27 protein-coding genes are annotated in these 24147 nt (G+C 70.7%); 13 read left to right on the plus strand and 14 right to left on the minus strand.

What is annotated here, in order from left to right; all coding sequences use genetic code 11:
- Positions 1 to 119: 119 nt before the first annotated feature.
- The 3 genes from IFT88_RS11070 to IFT88_RS11080 all read right to left on the minus strand — a co-directional run bounded on the left by IFT88_RS11070 (position 120) and on the right by IFT88_RS11080 (position 3047).
- Positions 120 to 1589, minus strand: coding sequence for an NCS2 family permease (locus IFT88_RS11070; protein ID WP_192120526.1), 1470 nt, complete (start codon positions 1587 to 1589; stop codon positions 120 to 122).
- 117 nt (positions 1590 to 1706) lie between these two features.
- The gene (locus tag IFT88_RS11075) at positions 1707 to 2111 is read right to left on the minus strand and encodes a DoxX family protein (RefSeq protein WP_056226633.1); all 405 of its coding nucleotides are present in this window, start codon (positions 2109 to 2111) and stop codon (positions 1707 to 1709) included.
- A 78-nt stretch (positions 2112 to 2189) separates the two neighbouring features.
- Positions 2190 to 3047, minus strand: a complete 858-nt coding sequence (locus tag IFT88_RS11080; protein WP_192120628.1) for a LysR substrate-binding domain-containing protein — start codon at positions 3045 to 3047, stop codon at positions 2190 to 2192.
- 142 nt (positions 3048 to 3189) lie between these two features.
- Here IFT88_RS11080 and IFT88_RS11085 point away from each other — a divergent pair, with 142 nt between their 5' ends.
- Positions 3190 to 4512 (plus strand): MFS transporter, encoded by a 1323-nt coding sequence (locus tag IFT88_RS11085; RefSeq protein WP_056226635.1) that lies wholly within the window; start codon positions 3190 to 3192, stop codon positions 4510 to 4512.
- A 115-nt stretch (positions 4513 to 4627) separates the two neighbouring features.
- Here the strand turns inward: IFT88_RS11085 and IFT88_RS11090 are convergent, their stop codons facing one another.
- Positions 4628 to 5245 (minus strand): TetR/AcrR family transcriptional regulator, encoded by a 618-nt coding sequence (locus tag IFT88_RS11090; RefSeq protein WP_192120527.1) that lies wholly within the window; start codon positions 5243 to 5245, stop codon positions 4628 to 4630.
- 254 nt (positions 5246 to 5499) lie between these two features.
- Positions 5500 to 5901 carry a hypothetical protein gene (locus IFT88_RS11095; protein ID WP_056226636.1) on the minus strand — a complete coding sequence of 134 codons (402 nt, stop codon included), beginning with the start codon at positions 5899 to 5901 and terminating at the stop codon, positions 5500 to 5502.
- Between the two features lie 66 nt (positions 5902 to 5967).
- Here IFT88_RS11095 and IFT88_RS11100 point away from each other — a divergent pair, with 66 nt between their 5' ends.
- From IFT88_RS11100 to IFT88_RS11135, 8 genes are all read left to right on the plus strand, one after another.
- Positions 5968 to 7011, plus strand: coding sequence for an LLM class flavin-dependent oxidoreductase (locus tag IFT88_RS11100; RefSeq protein WP_192120528.1), 1044 nt, complete (start codon positions 5968 to 5970; stop codon positions 7009 to 7011).
- A 61-nt stretch (positions 7012 to 7072) separates the two neighbouring features.
- Positions 7073 to 8035, plus strand: coding sequence for an acetylxylan esterase (locus IFT88_RS11105; protein ID WP_192120529.1), 963 nt, complete (start codon positions 7073 to 7075; stop codon positions 8033 to 8035).
- 124 nt (positions 8036 to 8159) lie between these two features.
- Positions 8160 to 9191 carry an NADPH:quinone reductase gene (locus IFT88_RS11110; RefSeq protein WP_192120530.1) on the plus strand — a complete coding sequence of 344 codons (1032 nt, stop codon included), beginning with the start codon at positions 8160 to 8162 and terminating at the stop codon, positions 9189 to 9191.
- A 69-nt stretch (positions 9192 to 9260) separates the two neighbouring features.
- Positions 9261 to 10310, plus strand: coding sequence for an MBL fold metallo-hydrolase (locus tag IFT88_RS11115; protein ID WP_192120531.1), 1050 nt, complete (start codon positions 9261 to 9263; stop codon positions 10308 to 10310).
- 104 nt (positions 10311 to 10414) lie between these two features.
- Positions 10415 to 11290 carry a patatin-like phospholipase family protein gene (locus tag IFT88_RS11120; RefSeq protein WP_192120533.1) on the plus strand — a complete coding sequence of 292 codons (876 nt, stop codon included), beginning with the start codon at positions 10415 to 10417 and terminating at the stop codon, positions 11288 to 11290.
- Positions 11291 to 11337: 47 nt separating this feature from the next.
- Positions 11338 to 12561 (plus strand): glycosyltransferase, encoded by a 1224-nt coding sequence (locus tag IFT88_RS11125; RefSeq protein ID WP_192120535.1) that lies wholly within the window; start codon positions 11338 to 11340, stop codon positions 12559 to 12561.
- A gap of 134 nt (positions 12562 to 12695) precedes the next feature.
- A complete protein-coding gene (locus IFT88_RS11130) occupies positions 12696 to 13175 on the plus strand; it encodes a heme-degrading domain-containing protein (RefSeq protein ID WP_043594885.1) in 480 nt (159 codons plus the stop codon).
- 20 nt (positions 13176 to 13195) lie between these two features.
- Entirely contained in the window at positions 13196 to 13738 is a 543-nt protein-coding gene (locus tag IFT88_RS11135; protein ID WP_192120537.1) for a hypothetical protein, read from the plus strand.
- On the opposite strand, the gene IFT88_RS11140 is transcribed toward IFT88_RS11135, so the two are convergent.
- Positions 13735 to 15315, minus strand: a complete 1581-nt coding sequence (locus IFT88_RS11140; RefSeq protein WP_192120539.1) for an MFS transporter — start codon at positions 15313 to 15315, stop codon at positions 13735 to 13737. The two genes, IFT88_RS11135 and IFT88_RS11140, sit on opposite strands and share 4 nt — an antisense overlap.
- Before the next feature lie 287 nt (positions 15316 to 15602).
- Here IFT88_RS11140 and IFT88_RS11145 point away from each other — a divergent pair, with 287 nt between their 5' ends.
- Positions 15603 to 16193 carry a hypothetical protein gene (locus IFT88_RS11145; protein WP_192120540.1) on the plus strand — a complete coding sequence of 197 codons (591 nt, stop codon included), beginning with the start codon at positions 15603 to 15605 and terminating at the stop codon, positions 16191 to 16193.
- Positions 16194 to 16226: 33 nt separating this feature from the next.
- Here the strand turns inward: IFT88_RS11145 and IFT88_RS11150 are convergent, their stop codons facing one another.
- The 7 genes from IFT88_RS11150 to IFT88_RS11180 all read right to left on the minus strand — a co-directional run bounded on the left by IFT88_RS11150 (position 16227) and on the right by IFT88_RS11180 (position 20578).
- Positions 16227 to 16667, minus strand: coding sequence for a DoxX family protein (locus IFT88_RS11150; protein WP_043594883.1), 441 nt, complete (start codon positions 16665 to 16667; stop codon positions 16227 to 16229).
- 33 nt (positions 16668 to 16700) lie between these two features.
- On the minus strand, positions 16701 to 17225 hold the full coding sequence (locus tag IFT88_RS11155; protein ID WP_192120543.1) for a DUF427 domain-containing protein: 525 nt from the start codon (positions 17223 to 17225) through the stop codon (positions 16701 to 16703).
- Positions 17226 to 17416: 191 nt separating this feature from the next.
- Positions 17417 to 17977 (minus strand): GNAT family N-acetyltransferase, encoded by a 561-nt coding sequence (locus IFT88_RS11160; protein WP_192120544.1) that lies wholly within the window; start codon positions 17975 to 17977, stop codon positions 17417 to 17419.
- Between the two features lie 53 nt (positions 17978 to 18030).
- Positions 18031 to 18528: a helix-turn-helix transcriptional regulator gene (locus IFT88_RS11165; protein ID WP_192120546.1), complete on the minus strand. Its 498-nt coding sequence runs from the start codon at positions 18526 to 18528 to the stop codon at positions 18031 to 18033.
- A gap of 248 nt (positions 18529 to 18776) precedes the next feature.
- Positions 18777 to 19619 carry an alpha/beta hydrolase family protein gene (locus IFT88_RS11170; RefSeq protein WP_342212142.1) on the minus strand — a complete coding sequence of 281 codons (843 nt, stop codon included), beginning with the start codon at positions 19617 to 19619 and terminating at the stop codon, positions 18777 to 18779.
- Between the two features lie 92 nt (positions 19620 to 19711).
- A complete protein-coding gene (locus IFT88_RS11175; RefSeq protein ID WP_192120550.1) occupies positions 19712 to 19984 on the minus strand; it encodes a hypothetical protein in 273 nt (90 codons plus the stop codon).
- A gap of 126 nt (positions 19985 to 20110) precedes the next feature.
- Positions 20111 to 20578 carry a GNAT family N-acetyltransferase gene (locus IFT88_RS11180; RefSeq protein WP_192120552.1) on the minus strand — a complete coding sequence of 156 codons (468 nt, stop codon included), beginning with the start codon at positions 20576 to 20578 and terminating at the stop codon, positions 20111 to 20113.
- Positions 20579 to 21043: 465 nt separating this feature from the next.
- Between IFT88_RS11180 and IFT88_RS11185 the strand changes: the two genes are divergently transcribed.
- Together IFT88_RS11185 and IFT88_RS11190 are read left to right on the plus strand one after the other, a co-directional pair.
- The gene (locus tag IFT88_RS11185; protein WP_192120554.1) at positions 21044 to 21532 is read left to right on the plus strand and encodes a hypothetical protein; all 489 of its coding nucleotides are present in this window, start codon (positions 21044 to 21046) and stop codon (positions 21530 to 21532) included.
- A gap of 108 nt (positions 21533 to 21640) precedes the next feature.
- Positions 21641 to 22066, plus strand: a complete 426-nt coding sequence (locus IFT88_RS11190) for a hypothetical protein (RefSeq protein ID WP_192120556.1) — start codon at positions 21641 to 21643, stop codon at positions 22064 to 22066.
- 946 nt (positions 22067 to 23012) lie between these two features.
- Here the strand turns inward: IFT88_RS11190 and IFT88_RS11195 are convergent.
- Positions 23013 to 23291, minus strand: a complete 279-nt coding sequence (locus tag IFT88_RS11195) for a hypothetical protein (protein ID WP_192120558.1) — start codon at positions 23289 to 23291, stop codon at positions 23013 to 23015.
- A 157-nt stretch (positions 23292 to 23448) separates the two neighbouring features.
- Here IFT88_RS11195 and IFT88_RS11200 point away from each other — a divergent pair, with 157 nt between their 5' ends.
- Positions 23449 to 23727 carry a hypothetical protein gene (locus IFT88_RS11200; RefSeq protein WP_192120560.1) on the plus strand — a complete coding sequence of 93 codons (279 nt, stop codon included), beginning with the start codon at positions 23449 to 23451 and terminating at the stop codon, positions 23725 to 23727.
- Positions 23728 to 24147: the final 420 nt, after the last annotated feature.

Genomic DNA, 24147 nt, shown 5'->3' on the forward strand with positions numbered 1-24147 from the left:
TCGCCGCCTGGCGCTCAGGGTAGCCGGGCCGGGCGTCGAGGTCGACGAGACACGACATGCCGCTCACCCACGAGGGCGAGCGGCACGTCGTGACGTCTCGGGAAGGCGGGCCGACCGGGTCAGCCCAGCAGCACCTCGATCGGACCGCGCACGAAGTAGACCAGGAAGCCCGCGGCCACGATCCACAGCAGCGGGCTGATCGAACGGGCCTTGCCCGCGAACGCGCGGACGACGACCCAGCTGACGAAGCCGACGCCGATGCCGTTCGCGATCGAGTACGTCAGCGGCATGGTGATGATCGTCAGGAACACCGGCAGCGCGACCGAGAAGTCGGTCCAGTCGATCTGGCTGATCTGCGACACCATGAGCGCACCGACGATCACGAGCGCCGAGGCGGCGACCTCGAGCGGCACGACCTGGGTCAACGGGGTGAAGAACATGGCGAGCAGGAACAGGGCGCCGGTGACGACCGAGGCGAAGCCCGTCCGCGCACCCTCGCCGATGCCCGAGGCCGACTCGACGAACACGGTGTTCGACGACGAGCTCGTCGCACCACCGGCGACCGCGCCGACGCCCTCGACGATCAGGGCCGAGCGGAGGCGGGGGAAGGTGCCGTTCGCGTCGGCGACGTCGCCGGCCTTGGCCAGGCCGGTCATCGTGCCCATGGCGTCGAAGAAGTTGGTGAAGACGAGGGTGAAGACCAGCATGACCGCCGACAGCACGCCGATGCGGGCGAAGGCACCGAAGCTGAACTGGCCGACGAGCGACAGGTCGGGCAGGGCCACGATCTGGGTGGGCAGCACCGGGGCGTTGAGGTTCCAGTCGTCGAGGTTCTGCCCGTTCGACGGCGGCACCTGGAAGATCGCCTGCAGGGCGATGGCGATGACGGTGGTGGCGACGATGCCGATGAAGATCGCCCCGCGCACCTTGCGGGCCATCAGCACGCCGATGACGAGCAGGCCGATGACGAAGGTGATCGTCGGCAGCGTCGCCACCGAGCCGGCGTCGCCGAGTTGGACTGGCGGCGACGACGTGCCGCTGGTGCGGACGAAGCCCGAGTCGACCAGGCCGATGAACGCGATGAACAAACCGATGCCAACGGTGATCGCGGTCTTGAGCGCGGCCGGCACGGCGGTGAAGATCATGCTGCGCAGGCCGGTCACGGCGAGGATCGTGATGACGAGCCCGTTGATGACGACGAGGCCCATGGCCTCGGGCCAGGTGACGTCCTGCACGACGTTGACGGCCAGGAACGAGTTGATGCCGAGCCCGGCGGCGAACGCGAACGGGAGGCGCGCGACGGTTCCGAAGAGGATCGTCATGACGCCGGCGGTGAGGGCGGTGACCGCGCCCACCTGGCCGTTCTGCAGCCAGTTGCCGGCCACGTCCTTGGCCGCCTGGTCGGCGCTGAAGCCGCCGAGGATCAACGGGTTCAGGATGACGATGTAGGCCATCGTGACGAACGTGACGACACCGCCCCGGATCTCGCGGGCCCAGGTCGAGCCGCGGTGGGTGATCTCGAAGAACCGGTCGAGGGTGCCCCCGACTCCGGGTCTCGGCGGCGTGGTGACGGGGGCGTTCGTGGCCATGGCGATGCGTCTCCGGTGAGATCGGATGTCGAGGGGGAAGAGAACAGGATAGGGCGTGCCGGGGGTGCGCCATGCAACCCCGCCCACCTCCCCTCGACCGCCGAGGCGCTCGGGAGGCTAGGAGGCGCGGTGCACGCCGAGCGCCCGCGTCACCAGGGGCACCTGCAAGGGCAGCCGGACGAGGGTGACGGCCCGGCGCACGGTCGTGGCCCGCTCGCTCGTCAGGGCGCGCAGCGCCATCGAGACGTTCGCCGGGAAGACGGCCACGAAGAGGGCGGCGGCGGCGAGCCCGCCCGCCGGACGCGTCCTCGGCACGAGGAGGGCGGCGGCGATGCCGACCTCGGCGAGACCCGAGCCGATCGTCCAGAACCGGGCCGGGCCGGGGACGCTCCTCGGGACGACCGCGTCGTAGGCCGCGGGCTTGACGAGGTGCAGCAGGCCGGAACCACCCAGGATCGCGGCGAGGACGCGGGCGTCCCGACGAGCGGCGGACTTCTGGCGGCGTGTGGGGCGGTGACTCATGCGACCATCTTGCGCGCGCCTCCCGGGGTGGGGCGGGGGCGGCGCGCCGGAGCGGCCGGACGACGCGGCCGGCCCGGGTCAGACGGCGCGGCTGACGCCTCGACTGGTGATGGCCGACATGAGGGCGTCGACGGGCTCGCGGGCGGCACCCGGGTTGGCGACGAGCACGTAGTCGACGTCGCCGAGGGTGGGCAGCGAGAACCGGTCGCTGACCTTGACGAGGTCGGTGGGGATGAACGAGAACGGGAACACCGCGACGCCCATGCCGGCGCGGACCGCGGCGAGGACGCCGTTGACGTCGCGGGTGTTGCAGGTGATGCGCCAGGTGCGGCCGGCGCGCTCGAGGGCGTCGATGGCCATCTGCCTGCTGAGGCTGGGCGCCTGGTACGCGATGAGCGGCACGGGCTGGCCGGGCTCGACGACGAGCTTCTCCTGGCCGATCCAGACCATGGCGTCGCCCGCGACGCGCGTGCCCTCGTCGGACTCGCCCGCGGTCTGCTTCACGAAGATCAGGTCGAGGTGGCCTGCGGCGAGTCGGCGGCGCAGCGGGGCGGACTGGTTGACGGTGAGCTCGAGGTTGATCTGTGGGTAGAGCTGGCGGAAGTGGCGCAGGATGCGCGGCAGCTGGGTGATGGCGAGGTCGTCGGCGGCGCCGAAGCGCAGGCGGCCCCGCATGGCCGAGCCGCTGAAGTAGCTCTCGGCGGCGGCGTGAGCGGCGAGGATGGTCCGCGCGAAGCCGGCCATGGCGTCGCCGTTGTCGGTCAGGCGGACGTCCCGGGTGTCGCGGGCGACGAGCGTGCGGCCCGCGGCCTTCTCGAGCCGGCCGACCTGCTGGCTGACCGTCGGCTGGCTGATGCCGAGACGTTGCGCGGCCCGGGTGAAGCTGCGGGTCTCGGCCACGACGAGGAACGTCGCGAGCAGCGTGGGGTCGTACACCGCGCCTCCTTCGACGTGTCGGCTCGTGGCCTCGTCATTCACGAAGCCAATGCGATTGATCATCCCCCACCGGGGTCCGAATGACCAGGCCGGCCCTACCGTTGATGCAGACCGTGAACCGAACCACCAGCGCAGGAACGTGATGTCCGCCCCGCCCCGCACCGACTTCCCCCCGACCGCCCCTCTTCCGATCAGCACCGCCCGCCCGCCGTGGCGGCACACCTTCATCGCCCTCAGCGTGCCCAACTTCCGCCTCTGGACGGCCGGCAACGTCGTGGCGATGACCGCCGGGTGGATGCAGCGCATCGCCCAGGACTGGCTCGTGCTCGAGCTGACCGGCAGCGCCACGGCCGTGGGCATCACGGTGGCGATGCAGTTCGCCCCGATGCTCTTCTTCGGCCTGCTCGGCGGGGTGATCGTCGACCGCTTCTCGAAGCGCGCCCTCATGCTCGCCACCCAGAGCGTCTTCGCCGTGCTCAGCCTGGGACTCGCGGCCCTGACGCTCGCGGGCGTGGTCGAGGCCTGGCACGTCTTCGCCATCGCCTTCGCCACGGGCCTGGTGACCGTCGTCGACAACCCGGCCCGCCAGGTCATCGTCACCGAACTCGTCGGCCACACCCACCTCCGCAACGCGATCAGCGTCAACTCGAGCGTGTTCCAGCTCGGCGGCATGGTCGGCCCCGCGATCGCCGGCGTGCTGCTGCTGGCGGTCGGCGCGGGCTGGGCGTTCGTCGTCAACGGCGTCGCCTGCCTCGTGGTCGTCGTGATGCTGACGATGCTGCGGACGGCACAGATGACGCGTGTCACCTCGTCCGCCCGAGGGCGGGGTCAGCTGCGGCAGGGTCTCGCCTACGCCCGCTCGAAGCCGACGATCGTCGTGCCCGTGCTGCTCGTCGGCGTCTACGCCGTGTTCGGCCTCACGATGCCCGTGCTGCTGGCGTCGTTCGCGGCGGACGTGTACGACGTGGGGCCGGGTGGCTACGGCCTCTTCAACTCGATGATCGCCGTCGGGGCGTTGACCGGCGCCCTGCTGTCGACGCGGCGCGCCACGATCCGGCTGCGGACCATCGTCCTCGGCGTGCTCGTCACCGGTGTGCTGCAGGCCGTGGCCGGGTCGATGCCGTCGCTCGTGCCGTTCGCCGTCGTGCTCGTCGGGGTCGGGCTCGCGTCGCTGCTGTTCCTGACGGCCGCGAACCAGCTGGTGCAGATGTCGAGCAACATCGCGATCCGGGGACGCGTCATGTCGCTGTACATCCTCGTGCTGCTCGGCGGGCAGGCGATCGGCGGACCGCTGATGGGCGTGATCGTCGAGACCTTCGGCACGCACGTCGGCATGATCGTCTCGGGCGGCGTGCCGGCCGTCGCCGCCGCCGTCACGGCACTGGTGCTCGCCCGTCGGGGGCAGCTGACGCTGCAGGTGCGCACCCGCTGGCACGTGCCCGTCGTCACGATCGAGCAGCGCTAGGCACGGACGGCGCGCCGGGTCGCCGAGGCGGGCGTGTTCGTCGGTCCCGGTCGTGCACGAGCGCCCGTCCGGCACGGACTCGCCCGTGTTCGGCGGGCGTCAGACCGTCAGACCGTCAGGCCGTCACGCCCCGGGTGAGGGCCGCGACGACGTCGCCCATGAGCTCGCCGGCCGCCTGCTCACCCGTGGCGGGCCAGTCGAAGGCCACGCCCAGCGTGATGCAGATGAGGACGCGAGCGAGGGTGCGCGGCTCGAGCCCGGTCACGTGGACGGCCTGCCCCTGGAAGACCTCCTCGACGAGGCCGTGCAGGGCGTCGAGCACCTCCCGGCGCTGGCGGACGAAGTCGGCCATCACCTCGGGGTGTGTGAGGGCGTGGGCCCGGAACTCGCTCATCAGTGCGAAGTCCTCGACCTGGCCGGGGCCGTAGGGCGCGAACGCCGTGCCGATCTTCTCGGGCAGCTGGTCGAGCGAGGTGCCCGGGAAGAACATGCCCTCGAGGGCCCCGAGCGCACCGTCGGTCTCGCGACGCATGAGGCTGCGGACCAGGTCGTCCTTCGAGGAGAAGTTCGAATAGACGGCGCCCTTGCTGAACCCGGCGGCCCGGGCCACGTCGTCCAGCGTGGTCGCGTGCACCCCGCGCCGCGAGAACAGCTCGGCCGCCGCGTCGAGCAGCCGCTGCTTGACCTCGGCTCGAGGGATGCGGGGAACCGGAGCCCCGGCGGTGGTGGCCATGCAGCGACCCTAACGGGTGCGGGTGATCCTCAGAAGTCACCCGCGCCGCCCCCGAAGAAGTCGCATACCGGCGGGTATCCAGGCGCTACCATCGTGTTCGCCTGGTGAACCCGAAGCATCAGGAGACCGCGCGGGTGCGCGCCCGCCCGACCCTCACCACGTCGTCAGGTCGGGCGCGCACCCCGCACCCCGCCCGTCGTCCGAGGCGTCCCCGGGACTCGACCCGCGCCTCATCGTGTCGCCGACGACCCGCGTCAGATCGCGGTGCGTCGCGTCGACCCGCCGAAGCCGATCGAGACGTCGAGGCGCCACGCCTTCGGCTCGCCCGAGACGTGGGTCGTGCCCACGAAACGCAGCCGATCGCCGGCACCGAGGCTGAGCACACCGTGCACGTCGAGGTTCTCGCCGAGCCGGAAGACGATCTCGTGCTCGTCGAGCAGGTCGTCGTCGACCGTGGCGCCGAAGGTGGCGCCGTCGAACTTCACCGGGACGTCACGGAACACCAGCGACGGCGGTTCGTCGGACCAGTCCGCCACCTCGGGCACCCGCCCCGCGACGATGCGGGCGTCCACGACGCCGTCGTCTCCGAGCGTGACCGAGGAGGCGCGCAGGTCGATGCCGAGGTCGTCACCGTCGATGCGAAAGCGGTTCTCCACGGCCCCACGTTACCGAGCACGGGCCCCCGGCGGAATGGCCTGGTGACGCCGGACGTTCGTCCGGTCATGAAGAAGCGCATCGGGTTCTTGTCGTTCGGCCACTACCAGGACGTGCGCGGCTCGGCGACGCCGACCGCCCGGGAGGCGCTGGTCCAGTCGATCGAGCTGGCCGAGGCCGCGGAGGAGATCGGCGTCGACGTGGCCGCCGTGCGCGTGCACCACTACGTGCGCCAGGCCGCCAACCCGTTCCCGCTGCTCGCGGCGATGGCCGCACGCACGAGCCGCATCGAACTCGGCACCGGAGTCATCGACATGCGCTACGAGAACCCGCTCTCGATGGCCGAGCAGGCCGCGGCCGCCGACCTGATCAGCGCCGGCCGACTGCAGCTCGGCGTCAGCCGTGGTTCACCCGAGCCCGCCCTGCGCGGCTGGGAGGCGTTCGGCCACGTCCCCCTCGAGGGTGAGAGCGACGCCGACCTCGCCCGCCGACACACCGAGCTGTTCCGTGCGGCGATCGACGGCGCCGACGTCGCCGAGTCCGACCCGAAGATGACCGGCTGGTCGCACGGCCTCTCGGTCGAGCCGCACTCCCCCGGCCTCGGCGAGCGCATCTGGTGGGGGTCGGGCAGCCGCTCGACGGCCGTCTGGACCGGTGAGCAAGGCATGAACCTGATGAGCAGCACCCTGCTGACCGAGGACACCGGGGTGCCGTTCGACGAGCTGCAGGCCGAGCAGATCGCGCTGTACCGGGAGGCCTACCGCGCCGCCGGGCACGCCCGTGAGCCGAGGGTGTCCGTCAGCCGCAGCGTGATCCCGATCACGACCGACGAGGACCGTCGCTACTTCGGCGTCCGCGCCCAGGCCGACTCGCAGGACCAGGTCGGTCTGCTCGACGGCGTGCAGTCACGCTTCGGCAAGAGCTACGTGGGCGAACCCGACGTCATCGCCGAGCAGTTGGCCGCCGACGTCGCGGTCCGGAACGCCGACACGATCCTGCTGACGGTCCCCAACCAGTTGGGGGTCGCCTACAACGCCCGTCTGCTGCAGACGGTGGCCGACCACGTCGCCCCGGCGTTCGGCTGGGTGCCGAACCTTTCCCGCGTGAGCTGAGCCGCGCCTCCTGCACCGCGCCTCCTCGGCTGTCGTCGCAGGCTGCGGTAGACAAGGGGGCATGTTCACCGACCTGCCCGAACCCGCCCTGCGGGAGTACCGCAGCACCCAGACCGACCCCGACGACTTCGACGAGTTCTGGGCGACCACGCTCGCCGAGACGCGGGCGCACCCGCTCGACCTGCGGGTCGACCGGGTCGACACGGGGCTGACGACGGTCGACGTGTACGACGTGACCTTCGCCGGGTGGGCGGGTCAACCCGTCCGGGCCTGGCTCCGTGTGCCCGCCGCAGCGACGGGTCCGCTGCCGGCGGTCGTCCAGTTCGTCGGCTACGGCGGCGGACGCGGGGCCGCCGTCGAGAACCTCTTCTGGTCGTCGGCCGGGTTCGCCCACCTGCAGATGGACACCCGCGGCCAGGGCTCGGGATGGAGCCTGGGCGCCACCCCCGACCCGGACGGTTCGGGCCCGGCCCACCCCGGCGTCATGACGCGGGGCATCGACTCGCGCGAGACCTACTACTACCGGCGGGTGTTCGCCGACGCCGTCCGCGCCGTCGAGGCCGCGCGCGAGCTCGACGTCGTCGACGCCTCCCGGGTGTCCGTCGTCGGCGGCAGCCAGGGCGGGGGCATCGCCCTCGCCGTCGCGGGACTCGTCCCGGACCTCGCCGCCGTCGCGGCGTACGTGCCGTTCCTCTGCGACTTCCGGCGCGCGACCGTCATCACCGACGCCGACCCCTACAAGGAGATCGGACGCTACCTGGCGGTCCACCGGCACCGCGCCTCCTCGGTGCACGACGTGCTCGCGTACTTCGACGGCGTCAACTTCGCGAGGCGCGCCACGGCCCCCGCCCTGTTCACGACGGCGCTGATGGACCCGACCTGCCCGCCGTCGACGGTGTTCGGCGCGTTCCACGCGTACGCCGGGGCGGCCGACGTCACGGTCTGGCCGTACAACGGGCACGAGGGCGGCGGGTTCGAGGACGACCTGCTGGCGCTCGCCCTGTTCCGCGGCGCCGGGGCCTGAGCCGGCCCGCGCACCACACGACGCCGTCGAGTGGGCACGACACCGTGACGTGCAGCGGTGCCGTGTCCCCTCGGTGGCGTCCCGGGCGGGAACACGGCGGCGCCGGGTCTGGTTGGCTCCGGGCATGAAGTCGATCGTGTACTCCGAGACCGGATCCGCCCCCACCGTGCTGCAGCTCGTCGACCGCGACCTGCCCGAACCCGCCGCCGGCGAGGTGCGGGTGCGCGTCGTGTTCTCGGGCGTCAACCCCACCGACTGGAAGTCCCGCGCAGGCGGCGGACCCGGCGAGTCGCTGCCGTTCTCCGAGGTCACGCCGAACCAGGACGGCTCGGGCGTCGTCGACGCCGTCGGCGAGGGCGTCACCGGCCTGTCGGTCGGCGACCGCGTCTGGACCTACCTCTCGGCCCACCAGCGCCCCACCGGCACCGCGCAGGAGTTCACCGTGCTGCCCGCCTCACGCGTCGTCCCGTTGCCCGACGGCGTCGGCCTCGACGTCGGTGCGAGCCTCGGCGTCCCCGCCATGACCGCCCACCGTGCGCTCACGGTGTGGGAGGACGGCCCGAGCCGCCTGACCCCCGGCAGCCTCGACGGCGCCGTCGTCCTCGTCGCCGGAGGCGCGGGTGCGGTCGGTCACGCCGCCATCCAGCTCGCCCGCTGGGCCGGGGCCACCGTCGTCACGACGATCAGCAGCGACGAGAAGGCCGCCCTCGCCACGGCCGCCGGTGCCCACCACGTCGTCAACTACCGCACGGACGATGCCGCCACCCGCATCCGCGAGATCGCCCCCGACGGCGTCGACGTCGTCGTCGAGGTCGCCATCTCGCAGAACGCCGACCTGTTGGCCGACGTCGTCGCACACCGCGCCTCCGTGGCCATCTACGCCGACAACGGCGGCGACACGACGACCATCCCGATCCGCGCGAACATGATCACCAACACCCGGTTCCAGTTCGTCCTGCTCTACACCGTGGGCGAGGAGGCGCTGCAGGCGGCCGTCGAGGACGTCACGGCAGCCCTGCGTGACGGCGTCCTGCCGGTCGGCGAGGCCGCCGGCCTGCCGCTGCACACCTTCCCGCTCGCCGAGACCGCGGCGGCACACGAGGCCGTCGAGGGCGACGTCGTCGGCAAGGTGCTGATCGAGGTCTCCGCCGAGTAGTCGACCAGTCGACCGGCGCCGCCTCGGCGGACGCGGGGCGGGGCGGGCGGCGCTGGCTAGGCTCGCGGGGTGACCGACGCCGCCCGCCGACCCGCGCCTCCTGCCCCACCCGTCCCGCTCAGCCCGGTGCAGGCCGAGGCCGTCCGCCGTGGCGAGCTGCCGCCCGTCGAGGAGGTCAGGCACGGCGTCTGGTCGGTCGCGTTCGAGTTCGGCGACGGCATCGACGACCACTCGTTGGGCTACGTCGTCGAGGGTTCCGACGGTGCGCTGACGGTCATCGACCCCGGGTGGGGAGTCGAGGCCAACCTCGACCGTCTCGAGAGCGCCCTCGCCGACGTCGACCACTCGCTCGCCGACGTCGACCTGATCGCCGTCACCCACCTGCACGCCGACCACCTGGGCGGAGCGGAGGCCCTGCGTCGGGCCTCCGGCGCCCGGATCGCCCTGCACGCCGCCGAGCAGCGCGCGCTGGGCGAGCGCGCGTCCGACGCCGCGGCCGCCGACGCCGACATCGCCCGGTGGGGCGCACCCCGGGACGACCAGGAGGCGCTGGTCGCGTCGTGGGGGTCGGGTCGCCGCCTGCCCGCGCTCACCGCCGACCTGCTGCTCGGCGACGGCGACGTGCTGCCCGTCGCGGGACGGCTGCTACGGGCGGTGCACACCCCGGGTCACACGGCGGGCCACCTCTGCTTCGTCGAACCCGAGCAGAGGCTCGTCTTCACGGGCGACCACGTGCTGCCGCGGATCAACCCCGGCATCGGCCTCGGCGGGCGCACGGGAGCGAACCCGTTGACCGACTACCTCGCCTCGCTCGACCGCATGGTGGCGCTCGACGTCGCCGGCCCCGACGCCCTCGAGGTGTGCCCCGGCCACGAGTACCGCTTCGTCGGCCTCCGCGCGCGGGCCGAGGCCCTGATCGAGCACCGCGCCGACCGCAGCCGTGACGCGGCCGCCGCCCTGGACGCGCTCGACCGGCCGACGGTGTGGCAGGTCGCCGAGCGGATGTCGTGGAGCGGCGGCATCGCCTCGTTGCACGGCTACCGGCTCGGCTCGGCGCTCGCCCAGACTCAATGGCACGTCCAGGACCTCGGCCGCGCCGACGAGTTGCGCGCCGCCTGACACCCGCCCGAGGACGTGGCGAGGTGACCGGCCTAGTGTCGAGCGCGGCCCCGGGGGACGCACCGCGCCTCCTGCCGGGACCGCCATCACGACCGAGGAGAGACATGAGCACGACCACGACCCCCACCCGCACCGCCCTCGTCCTGGGCGGTGGCGGCATCACCGGCATCGCCTGGGAACTCGGCGTGCTGTCGAGGTTGCTCGAGGCGGGCGTGCCGGTGGACGAGGCCGACCTCGTCGTCGGCACCTCGGCCGGATCGGTCGTCGGGACGATGGTGCGACTCGGCCGGGTCGACGAGGGCCTGCGAGAACAGTTCGAGGCCGTGACCGAGCTGCCCTCGGGCTCGATCGACCCCGAGGTGTTCCAGCAGACCCTCGGGCAGGCACTCGCGGGGGCGACCGACCAGCAGGAGGCGCGGGCCCGCATCGGCGCCCTGGCGCGCGAGACGCCCGTGGTCGCGGACGAACCCGAACTCGTCACGACGATGCGGGACCGCTTCGGAGGCGCCGCCTGGCCCGACGCCGCCCTGACCGTCTGCACCGTGGACGCCACCGACGGCACGTTCCGCCCGCTGGACGCCGGCTCGGGCGTCGACCTCTACCGCGCCGTGGCCGCGAGCTGTTCGGTGCCCGTCGTCTGGCCCACCGTCGAGGTCGACGGCCGCCCGACCATGGACGGCGGGGTCCGCTCGGGCACCAACGCCGACCTGGCCGACGACTACGACCGCGTGCTGGTGCTGTCGTGCGGCCCCGAGCTCGACGTCTCGCCGCTAGGCCCGACCCTGCCGCAGGTCGTCGCCGCCCGACGCACCGCCGGTCGGGACGTGCTGGTCGTCGAGGCCGACGCCGAGTCCCTGCAGGCGTTCGGCACCGACGTGCTCGCCACGAACACCCGGCGCCCGGCCGCCGAGGCCGGTCGTCGGCAGGCCGAGGCCGTCCTCGACGACGTCCGCGCCTTCTGGTCGGGCGGGGTCGCCTGACCCACGCCGCGCAGACCGCGGGGGCGGTGGGCCGGTACCCTCGGGACGTGACCACCGCCTCCCCCACGCTCCGCATCGCCCTCGTGTCGCTGCACACGTCCCCCGGTGCCGAGCCCGGGTCCGGTGACGTCGGCGGCATGAACGTCGTCGTCCGCAACCAGGCCGAGGCGCTCGGCGCCGCGGGTCACGAGGTCGAGATCCTGACCCGCCGGTCCTCGTCCGACGAGCCCGCGAGCCTCACCCTCGCCCCGGGCGTCACGCTGCGATTCCTCGACGCCGGCCCGGCCGAGCCGGTCACGAAGGGCCGCAACGAGCTCTACGTCGACGAGTTCCGTGACCGGCTCGCCGAGCTCGGCCCGTGGGACGTCGTCCACTCGCACCACTGGTTCTCGGGCATGGCCGCGCTTCCCGTGGCCCGCGCCCTCGGCGTGCCCCACCTGCAGAGCTTCCACTCGATCGCCGCCCACGACTCGACCCCCCTCTCGCACGGCGAACGCGCCGAGTCCCCGGGCAGGATCGCCGGAGAAGAACGGCTCGCCCGCGAGTCCGACGCCGTCGTCGCGATCAGCCACGCCGAGGCCGAGACCGTCACCTCCCGTCTCGGCGGCTCGCCCGACCGCGTCCACGTCGTCCTGCCGGGCGTCGACGGCGAACTCTTCCACCCGGCGGCAGCGGGCCGGACCGCCCCGGGCCGCCCGTACGTCGTCGTGGCGGGGCGACTCGAACCGCTCAAGGCCCCCGACCTCGCCATGCGCGCGGTGGCGGCCGTCCCCGCCGAGGTGCGTCCCGACCTCGTCATCGCCGGAGGTGCCTCGACCGAGTTCGCCGGGTACGAGTCCGAGCTGAGCGCCCTGAGCGACGACCTCGACCTCACCGTGCACTTCCTGGGCCCGCGATCACGCCCCGGCCTCGCGGCCCTGCTGCGGGACGCCGCCCTCGTGCTCGTGCCCTCCCACTCCGAGACCTACGGGCTCATCGCGCTCGAGGCGGCGGCCAGCGGGGTCCCGGTGATCGCCGCGGCGTCGGGCGGCCTCCGCGAATCGGTCGTCGACGGCGTCACGGGCATCGTGCTGTCGCAGCGCGACCCGCAGGCCTGGGCCCGGGCGATGACGCAGGTGCTCGCGGACGCGGGGCTGCGCGACCGGCTCTCGCGCGCCTCCCGGTCCCACGCCCTCGACCACCCGTGGTCACGTTCGGCGGCCGACCTCGTCGGCGTCTACTGCGGGTCGCTGGCGCGACAGGGGTCGCCCTGCGTCGCGGCCTCGGCCTGACCCCTCGCCGCTCACGCTCCGTCACCAGCCCGTTGACGGGGGTCGGGCCTAGGCTCGGGTCGTCCCGCGGTGGCGCGCCGCTGCGCCCCCGTGCCGACCCACCAGATCGCCCGACCACCCCCAGGAGGCCACCGATGACCGACGACACCTTGCTGCAGACCCTCATCGAGCAAGAAGAGCGTCTCGTCTTCCGGCGGTTCACCCTCGACGTCGCCCTCGACCTGGGCGCCCACCTCCTGGCCGAGGCCCGGCGCCGTGACCTGGCCGTCGCCGTCACCGTGCGGCACGGTCGGCAGCGCGCCTTCCACGCGGCCCTGCCCGGCAGCAGCCTCGACAACGACGAATGGCTCGACCGCAAGGCACGTGTCGTCGAGCGGTACGGGCAGAGTTCCTATCGGGTGGGCGAGTCCTTCCGGGTGCAGGGTGGCACGTTCGACGAGAAGTCGCGCCTCGACACCGACCTCTACGCCGCGCACGGCGGGCTGTTCCCCGTTCGGGTCGCGGGCGTCGGCGTCGTCGGCTCGGCCGGCGTCTCGGGCCTGCCGCAGGCCGACGACCACGCGTTCGTCGTCGACGTGATCGAGGACTTCCTCGACCACGGCTACGACGCCTGATCCCACCGCCCGAGCACCACGTGGACGACCCGACCCCAGGAGGCGCGGTGCCGGCCCCCGAGACCCCATCGGACGATCAGGCGGCCGCGTCGCTCCGAGCCCTCGTCGAGCAGGCGGCGGCCGACCTGGCCGCACGCGAGGCGCGCACCGAGGCCCTCGCCCGCTACAAGCCCGCCCGGCGCATCGTCGTGGTGAAGACCGCCGAGTCCCTCGAGCCCGCCGGGCGCGCCTGGCGACTCGGCGTGCTGCTGCTCGGCACCGACGGCCGGGTCTTCGAGACCGGTCGCATCACGCGAGCGGTGACGCCGACCCGTTCACAGCACCTGTCCGCCCAGGTCGAACAGCGCAAGGCCGAACGGCGGGCGGCCGTGCGCGGACACTTCGCCGAGGGCGAGGTCGTCAACTACGCATACGAGCCGGTGGACTTGTCGACCGCGGCGTTGCAGGGCGGCGAGCAGCGCCTCCTCGTCCGCGGCGGGCACGCCCTCGTGCGGTGGGGCACGGCGACCGGCGAGGTCCGCGACCTCGCCGCCTACCTCGCCGATCGGGCCGAACTGCTCTAGCTCGCGGTCCCCTGTGAGGGCGGCGCGGCGGGTGCGGTCGTCGCGGCGGGCTCGGCGGGCTCGGCGGGCTCGGCGTCGAGGAAGGGCAGGTCGCCGAGGTCGATGTTCGGGTTGGCGTCCTGCGTCTCGACCAGCTCGTGCGCCTCGGCCTCGGTGGCCACGCTCGGCATCGAGCCGGGAAGCGGGCGCTGCGACGACTCCTTCATGAACCACACCGCGACGGCACCGATCAGCGAGGTCGCCATCAGGAAGAACGCCGGCACGAGCTCGTTGCCGGTCGCCTGCAGCAGCGCCTGGATGATCAGGGGTGTCGTCCCGCCGAACACGGCGATCGCGACGTTGTACGACACGCCCATCGCGCCGTAGCGGCTCGCCGTCGGGAAGAGCGCGGGCAGTGACGACGCCTGGCTGGACACCCAGAGCGCGACGCTGACGGCGAGCAGCGACAGCCCGGCGAGGGTCGTCGCGATGCTGCCCACGCCGATCAGGAGGAACGCGGGCAGGGCGAGCAGCAGCACCGATGCGGCACCGAGCCACATGACGGGACGTCGACCGATGCGGTCGCTGAGGCGCCCGGCGACGGGCAGCAGCAGGGCGAGCAGCACGAGCACCGGGATGGTCAGCAGCGTGCCGTGCAGCGGGTCGTAGCCGAGCGAGTCGGTCAGGTAGGTCGGCATGTAGCTGGTCAGCGCGTAGCCGACGGTGTTGGAGGCGGCGACGAGGCCGATCGCGATGACGATCGGACGCCAGTGCTGACGGACGAGGGCCAGGGTGTTGCGCGGACGGCCCTGCGCGTCGGCGATCTCGCCGACCTTGTTCTCTTGAGCGTCCTGCGTCGCCTGGAACGCGGGCGACTCCTCGATCTTCAGGCGGAAGTAGATCGCGACCACGCCGAGCACGCCGGCCAGCAGGAAGGGCAGCCGCCAGGCCCAGTCGAGCATCTGCTGCTCGGTGGTCAGCAGCTGCAGCACCGACACGACGGCGGCACCGAGCGCGAAGCCCAGGTAGCTGCCGAGGTCGAGGATGCTCGCGAAGAACCCTCGTCGCTTGTCGGGTGCGTACTCGCTGACGAACGTCGTCGCCCCGGCGTACTCGCCGCCGGTCGAGAAGCCCTGCAGCAGCTTGAGCACGACGAGGGCGACCGGGGCGAGGGCGCCGATCGCGGCGAAGTCGGGCAGCACGCCGATCAGGAAGGTCGCGCCCGCCATCAGGATGAGCGTGGTCGCGAGCACCTTCTGACGTCCGACCCGGTCACCGAGGCGGCCGAAGACGACCCCGCCGAGCGGACGCGCGACGTAGGTCGAGGCGAAGACGCCGAGGCTGAAGAGGATCTGCAGCGACGGGTCGGCCTCGGGCAGGAAGACCCGGCCCATCGTGACGGCGAGGTAGCCGTAGACGCCGACGTCGTACCACTCCATGGTGTTGCCGACGACGGTGCCGCCGATGGCGCGCTTCATCATCGCCGGGTCGACGACGGTGACGTCGTCGACGCGCAGACGCCGCGGGCGCCTCCGTCCGGAGGCGAGGGTCGGGCGGTCGGGACGGGTCTCGCGGGCAGGGGTGGGTGGGGTTCCCATGAACGACGTTCCTCTGGATCTCGGGCGCCGGTCGGTCGGACGGGCGCCTCGGCGATCGAGCTGCGGAGGGGCGGTGCCCGGCTGCCGCGGCCCGAGTGGTCGGGTCGACGGGCGGCAACGTTACCGGCATGTCGGTGGCGGATTGCCAGGGCATTCGGAGGGAGGCCCATCGATCGCCCAGCCGACGTGGGACGAACTGTCGAGCTGATCGCCTATCCTCGACGACGACTTCCGTGCCGGTCGCCGCCCGCTGATCGCCACGCCACCCGACCCTCAGGAGGCCCGCCGTGCGCCGCGTGCTGATCACCGTCTCCGTCGTGTTCGGAGTCGGGCTCGTCGCCTTCGTCGTCGCGATCGCCATGGTCGTCTCGGCCCTCACGGCACCTCGCGACGAGGAGGTCACGGCGATCACGTCGACGCCCGTACCCGCGTGCCCCGAGGTCGACCCGGTGATGGTCGGTGACATCGAGGTGCCGGCCGGGCCGGTCGCCGGCTACTGCCAGGACCGTCTCGTGAACGCCGCCTACATCATGCTGGCGGCCCGGGCTCAGGGCATCGGCGAACACACGCAGGCGATCGGCGTCATGACCGCGATGGGTGAGTCGAGCCTGCGGAACATCGACTACGGCGACGCCGTCGGGCCCGACAGCCGAGGGCTCTTCCAGCAGCGGGACAACGGCCAGTGGGGCACCTACGAGCAGCGCATGGACCCCTACACGGCGGCGACGAGCTTCTTCACGAAGCTCGTGGCGATCCCGGGCTGGAAGGACCTGACGCCGACCCAGGCGGCGCACGCCGTGCAGGTCAACGCCGACCCCGACCACTACACGCGGTGGTTCCCCGACGCCGAGGTGGTCGTGGCGGCGCTGTCGAGCTGAGCCGCACCTCCTCGGGTCGGGGAGCGGTCGCGTCTACTTCGCGCGACGGCCGATGCTGCGACGGTCGCGCCAGGCACCCGTCGACCAGAGCGAGAGCAGGACGAGCAGCGGCTGGAAGATCAAGCGGAAGGCGCGCTTGCCGTCGGTGTCGAGGCCGAATGCGTCGGTGTGCGTGACGAGCTGCGAGATGTTGCCGGGGAAGATCGCGGTGAAGAACGCCGCGGCGACCCAGCCGACCGTCACGCGGTGCTTGGGGGCGACGACGAGGGCCGCGCCGATGCCGATCTCGACGACGCCCGAGGCGAGCACGACGAAGTCGTCGTCGAGCGGCAACCATTCGGGCACCTGGGCCTGGAACGGCTCACGGGCGAACGTGAGGTGGCTCGTGCCGGCGAAGACCAGGGCGCCACCGAGGGCGATGCGGCCGAGGGTGCGGGCGAGGGACGTGGGGCGGGGGCGGGGGCGTCTGGACATCCGTCCAGTCTCCTCCTGTCGGGGCCCTCGTCCCTACCAGCCCATCGTGCCGGGTGCGCCCTTGAACGGACCGACCAGGTTCTCGGTGATCCAGCCGCCGTAGAAGTCGCCCTCCTGCGCCTGGACCACCTCGCCGTCGATCTCGCACGAGTCCATGGCGCCCGGGTAGATCGCGACGTGGTCGACGAGGGACTCGTAGCCGGGCCAGGGCGCGGCGTAGGTCCAGCCGGCGCGGCGCGCGACGACTCCCCCACCGGTCACGTCGAGGTAGCCGGCCTGGCCCTTGAACTCGCAGAGGCTGCGCCCCTCGGCGCGCGACAGGGCTCCTGCGGCGAAGTCCGAGCGGGGCAGGTAGTAGACGGGCGGGTGGCTCGTCTCGAGCACGCGGATCGCGGCCGTCGTGTCGGCCACCACGACACCGCCGAGACGGACGACGACGCGCTCGGTGCGGGGTTCGACGCGCGGCGGGCGGGGGTAGTCCCAGACGGACTCCTGCCCGGGGCCGGGCTCGACGCGGACGGGGTGGGACGGACGGGAGGGGCGGCGGAAGGCGGGCATGGCCTCATGATGCGCCGCGGGGCTGGGACGTCGCACCGGGTGGCCCGAGAACGCACGGCACTGCCGTCCGGCGACCGATCGCGATGGTCGGACGAGCCCCGACTCCACCACGAGGCTGATCCCCGACCGACCTACCGCACGTACCGTCGAAGCATTCAGCGACCGGCTCCTGATCCTCCCGAGAGGCCCCGCTAGACGATCGGCTGACGGACGCCCTCGTGCCGCTGTGCCACGGGAGCGATGACGGCTTCCCAGAGGGTCTCGTCGTCGACGACTGTCGACGTGGGGACGAGCCCGAGCCGTTCGGCCACCCGGGCTGACGCCGCGTGGTCGGGGTGGACGTAGGCCTGAAGACGTCCGACACCCATCGAGGTCAGCCATGTCACGACAGCTGTCGCCGCCTCCACAGCGAGACCGCGGCCCTGTTCCGAGGCCGTGACCAGCCACGCGAGATCAGCGACGAGGTCAGCGCCCTCGCGGGTGAGCGTCGCCTGGACGAATCCGACGGCCGGCCCACCGCCAGCAGATCGGATGATCCAGTTGAGCCACCCGGCACGTCCATCTTCGGACTGACCCGTCGACTGACGGCGGTAACGCGCTTCGAGTTCCTCGAGCGTCGGAGGCTCCCCACCCGTGAACCGGTACAGATCCTGTGGCGCCAGAGCGACCACCATCTCGCTCGCGTGCTCCACGGCGAGCGGCTCCAGAGAGAGACGATCCGTTCGGAGGGCTTCAGCCCGGGGCCACGACATGACCCGAGCTTCGCAGGTCGACAGGACACCCATGTCCCGGCGAAACGATGTGCCTACCTGCTCGTCGCCTCGTCCCTGGCGGCACGGGAAAGAGGATAGGCGCGGTCCAGACGCGGACTGAGGACGACGAGGAACACGAACTTCGACAGCAACCACCCGGCGACCCAGTAGGCGGGAATGGAGAAGATCACGACGTTCGGCACGACGTCGGTGGCGACGGCGACGACCACGGCGATCGTGAAGAGCACACCCACCCCGTAGTACAGGGCTGGGAAGCCCTCCTCCACGCGGCCTCGGCGTTCCTGCTGGCGAGTCGTCCGTTCGTCGAGCGCCGTCACCGAGCGGCCGTAGTCGTCCTCGGCGACCGTGACGAAGAGATCACGAACCGGGACACCGAACGCCTTCGCCACCCGCGACAGCGTGTCCAGGCTCCCCTCGTTGCCCGCCTCGAGCCTCTGGACGGTGCGGACGGTCACGCCGCTCTCGTCCGCGAGGCGTTCCTGGGTCCAACCCGTCTGGGTCCTGAGATCGACGATGCGTGTCTCGTTCATGCACCTCACACTAAGAACGACCAGCCCCGAGGTCCACGACACGGACCCGACAGACACCCGACATCTTCACGACCGAGCACCTCGGAACCCCGTCCCGATCATCACCTCCCCCCCCAGCTGCAGTCCTCGGTCTCAGACGGGTCCGGTCGGCGCTCGCCTACCGGGCGCCCTTACCTCGTTCGGCCGGTCCCGGCACGGTGAAGCGGGTCGATGTGTCGCTCATCGCCCTGCCTTCTCTTCGGTCTTGCTCAGAGGTGATGGGTGAAGAAGTCGACTGCGTCCGAGGCGGCAGCCTCCCGGACGTGGGAAGGATCCTCTCGGTCACCGAGGAAGACGTAGTGGCCTGCGGTCGCGCCGATGCTGGCCGCCTCCGCTCGAGGCATGAGATCGGCGTACAGGCGTGCGTTCTCCGCAGGGGGCGTGATGTCGTCGACGTCGCCCCAGCGCACGAGCACGGGCGCCGCGATCATCCGCAGAGACGCAGGCGTGAGGACCTCTGCGATGCCGGGTGCGAAGAGGGCCCCGGCGCGCACGCGTGGATCACGGACGGGACGCGCAGCGGACTGGGCCAGCAGCTCGAGTTGCTCGGTCGAGTACTTCGCGCGGAGCGCCTCCATGAGGCCCGGGAACTCGGGCACGTGCGGGGCAGGGACGTGTCCGGCGAAGAGGGCGCTCATGATCCGAGTGTCGATCTGAGCACCGAGCAGAGCGGCGACCGTGTAGCCCCCGAGGGAGAAGCCGGCGCTGCCGATCCGGCGCTCGTCGACGTCGTACTGGTCCTGCACGTGGTCCAGGAGGTAGCTGACGTCCGTCGGCCGCTCAGAAACCAGGGTGAAGCCCTCGACGAGGTACTCGTCGTTGTAGCTGTTGCCGTGATGGTCGACGGAAGCGACGAGGAATCCTGCTTCGTTCAAAGGCGCGGCCAGCCAATCGAGGTCCTCCCCGGCGCCGCCGGTGCCATGGGACAACAAAACCGTCGCAGCCGGCCCCTCTCGCCGGCTCGGCCAGACACGCGCCCGGATCGGCCGCGGCCCCGACCCCGTCCAGCTCGGTCTCGTCGCGTCATGGAGAAGCACCGTCTCTGGTTGCACGGTCGGAGCCTATAGGCCTGCACGGAGGACACCGCGCGACGAGTTCCGGTCGCCTCTCAGTCCGCTGGAGTATCCCCTAACGGGACGCCTTGTCAAGGCTTGCGGCGCACACCCTGTCGGTAGCCGAGCCATGCTGCCAGCACGAGCAAGCTGATGACGACGATGGCCGCGCCCACAAGGCTTGCGGTCGAGAACATGTGCACACCCTCGGCTGTGAACGTCGTAGCCGACAGGGGCGCATAGGCGAACCACCCGAAGGACACCGGCTGCGCCGCCGCGATGGCAAGGACGACGACGCCCACAACCAACGCGGCCAGGCCGGCCACCAGAACGAGGCGGGAAGTCAGACCAGCACGACGCGTCATGCCTGGACCATAGCGCGCCGGTTCGCGCACCAGGATGCCCGCGACATGCCCGTCGTCCAACAGACTGATGGATGTGACCGGCGGCCGATCGGCTAACGGGACGCGGCGGGGTCGCAATTACTCGGGCTACTGGACGCCCGGCTGCAGCGTTGGCTTCATGTCGTAGGTCACCCAGGGCGTTGCCGTTGCGACGCCGTCGTATACGCGGTGGGCTGGTGCGTTGTCGGTCGCTGTGATCCACCGGACGACACTCGCTCCCTCTCTGGAGGCGACAGCTGCAGCCTCCTCCAAGAGTGCTGTTGCAACGCCTGTTCCTCTCGATGCTGGCGAGGTGAAGAGATCGTCGAGGTAGAGCCCGAGAGTGGCGGTCGAGGGGCGGGCGAAGCGCCTGAGGTTGGCGAGACCGAGCAACCTGTCGTCTGCGTCGGTCGCGACGAGCCCTACGAGCCCGTGGGCGCCCGTGATTACCCACTGCCAGGTGCCGGCGACGCCGTCGCCGTCCTCAGGCAACTTGTAGAACGAGCGATAGCCGGCGTAGAGCACGGACCACTGCGACTCGTCGCGGGCGACGACCGGGCGAACACGAACAGTCATCCTGTAAGCCTAGGAGTCTGCAGCAAGGCCTCGCCCGCTGATGGATCCCCTTTCGGGCACCTTGCGTTAGATCTCGCTCGCGCTGGGGATGCGCCACAGGGCAGTGCTTCCTAGTCTGATGACATGCAAGGGGCAGCTGTCACGGGGTGTCGAGCCGCCAGGTGCGGACTCGTCCTGATGGCAGCCACGGCGGCGTCTGTCATCGCGACGCGGTCGACAGGGCACGGCGAGGCCAGTCTCGTGCTGCTCCTTCTTGAGCTCGATCTCCTGTGGATGACGTTGCTCGTCACCGGGCTCATCCTCAGACGTCGGGGAGAACCCGTCCGGGCTGGCTGGCAGCAAATAGCACGAACGCTGCCGCCTGCGCCCGTTGCACGCGCCATCAGGCACGAGATAGCGGCCCTACGAGCCCTGGTGTGGCTCGTGCGACGACGACCCCCAGCGGTTCCTGCCGGCGCCGTACCTGTGCCTGCCAAGAACGGAACGGCAGCTCTTCCTGCGGCCTTCATCGTCGCGAGCGGAGTCGAGATCGCGGTACTCCACCTCGTTCTCCCGCATCCGGCACTGGCCACGGCCCTGACGATGCTGAGTCTCTACGGCGACCTCTTGTTGCTCGGATTCGTCGCGGTCAGGTGGCAGCACCCTCACTACCTGACTGAAACTGCACTCGTCATCCGAAACGGCCACCATGTCGTCGCGGTGGTGCCCCGCGAGGACATTGCCGCGGTCCGCGTGCATCACGACGGGACGACGACGACCCCGGCAGTCGAGGGGTCGACCGGACGCATAGCGACTCTCGCCGGATGCAACATCGCGATCACCCTCAGCGCACCGGTCTCGCTGCGCCTGAGCGCCTCGCCCCGTTCGCCGCGCCACCGTGTGACGGAAATAAGGTTCGCAGCCGACAACGCGAAAACCGTGATGGACGAACTGCGTCCAGATCACGACCGCTGACCGGTCACCGAACGGCTAACGGGCACCGGTTTCGGCGTTCTTGCCTCCCCTACCGCGCCACATCAACCAGCGCGTCGGATCGTTGAAGCGAGATGACATGCTGAGCGCATGCTGACCTATGCAGAGATCGTGACCGCGAGGAGAAGAGTCGAGCACAAGAGTCGGTCTGCCGGGATGGACCTGTCGTACCTCGACTACGAGATGCGAGACATCCGCACCTCGCCCGGACACGTCGATGTCGAACTCACCCAGCGCGACGGCCACTCCGCGCGACTCCTCATCGCCCTCCCCTCCAGCGGCGAACCCCAATACTGGCTCTACGCTCCCCCCGAACAAGCCGAGGATTGGCTCCAGCAGCTCCTCATCTGGATCGACGAGGAAGTCTTCACCAGCGGGCTCATGGACGGGCGCGCACGCATAGAGAGCAACGGCGCCAGCTACGTGCAGTCAGCTCCCTACGGGTGGCGCTTGACCGATCCTGCTGAGCACGCACGCCTCTCCGAAGCCGCTTGGCACAACGGTTGGTACGGATGACGATCGTCTATCGGGCAGCCATTTCCAGTCGGATGGCGGCAAAATAAGGGTATGGCGACAGCCCTAGATCCACCGGTCACGGCATCTGAGCGCGCTCTGCGAAGATCGGTCCTCGGACAGTTGCCCCTTTTCGCCATCCTGGGCGCCATCATTTGTGCTCAGCTCGTGTTTCGCACTAACGGGGATGGTCTCTCGTGGGCTTTTCTCGCGCTGTTTGTGGTGTTCGCCGTCCTGGGTGCCGCGCAAATCGCTGGAGACCTTCGGGCAGTCGGCGCATGGCGGCTAGTTGTCACTGAGCCTGGAGAAACTCTCGTGTGGGGCACCTCTGCCCAGCGAATCCTGCCGACCGGCGGCGGGGGCTACGCAGGGGTGTTCGCCCTCTCGTCGACACGCCTGCGATACATACCCCGAGCCTTGGCCCGAATTCGAGGCGCTAGCCCTGCCGAATGGTCTCTGGACCGACTGGGCACAGTCAGCATCGAGCCGAACGATCACCGAAAACGCGTCCGTGGTAGCCGATGGGTCGTCCTAAGCGTCGAGCAGGAGGACCCGATCACACTGCTCAACAATCATCAAGACCTCCTGGCGGACGACCTCCACACGGCCCTGCTCCGAGCACGCCAGCAAAGCAGGCCCACGGATTGAGGCAACGAACGCCCCCTACCTCGAGAGCTCGACGGCCGCGTTCAGTCATGGTCCCCGCAAATTCCTTTGCCACGTCCTGCTCAAGCTGGCGAAACTTTCAGCCACCGGCCCCGAACGCTGGCGCAGATGGCGATCGGCTATCGGGCACTAGAGCAGTCTCTCGGAGTGGACCTGGCGGAGCCGATCGCGAAGGTCTTGCACATACGTATCGCGCCGTTCCGGGTCCTCCTCGAGCCCCTCGAGGCAAGCCCTGACGGCAGCCTCGATCAGTTCGAGTGGATCGCTGAACTGAGTGGGCACCTCAAAGCTCGCTTGTGAAGTCGTCGAAGCTTGGGTAGTCAAAGGGGACACCGAGGTCATCGTCGTCGCGAACATCCTCTGGAACGGCCTCTGACTCGAACGCGATCGGGATGCCCGGTGTGACCAGCACGTCCAGCACCCGGTTCCCGACCAGAGTGACACTCACCATGCCCGCACCATCTTGGGCCGCTTGCACCACGGCTTCCTTGACCTGGCTGATGTCCTGCCCCTGAGCCAGATCGTGCGGGACTCCGTCCACATGCATCGTGATCCGTTCCATGCCCCGATGCTGCCCCGGGTAAGACAATGCCCACCCGACAAGCGCAGAGGGGTTGCCGGCGGTGATAGTCCTACCTACCCTGTGCCTCTCCCAAAGAGGCCCGCCTGAAGACCGTCTACCGCGCAGCGTGGCGCTTAGAGCCGCCTTACAGTTGAGCGTGACTTTCAGCTCGACGTGGACGATGCACGGCATCTCTTACGGGGCCGAGGTCCACCACGGTTTCCTGCTGTGGGGCTCCGCGCCAGCGAGTATGCGTGAACCCCTGAAGATGAAGCGGGTGGTTCCTAGCGACTTCAAGGTCATCTCCCGTGTGACAGCCGGCAACGAGACCGTCATCACCGCCATGGTCTCGGGCAAGACGGTGAGAGTGGTCATCCCCAACATCGTCGTTGGGGCCCTGGAACTGGCTTGGAAGCGCGTGAACGACTCGGCCTAACCAGGCTCGATGACACCACGAGCGGTGGAGCCTCCGCGAAACCGCGGTTGTTCACTAGTTCGTCCGCGCAGGCCCATTGTCACTGTCCGCTCTGCGATCGCTATTCGGAAACAATAAGAGCCGAGCGCCTGAGGTAACGAGGATTTGGGCCGGTACCCCTCGGTCACGGGCGGGTAACGAAGTGACCGAGATCCAAACCTTCTCGCCCCCGGTGGCGAACCCAGTACATCCCCACCGGGACCAACTGACAAGGAGCTCCACCATGAACGCCTTCACCCGCAAGCGCATCACGAAAGCCGCCTTCGGCATCGCCGCCTCCGGCGCCCTGATCTTCTCCCTCGCCGCCTGCTCGATGGACTCCGGTTCGTCGACCGACACGTCGTCCTCGTCGAGCTCGTCCTCGTCCGAGCCCAGCGCCGC

This window comes from Frigoribacterium sp. CFBP 8751, assembly GCF_014841545.1.
Lineage (GTDB): Bacteria > Actinomycetota > Actinomycetes > Actinomycetales > Microbacteriaceae > Frigoribacterium.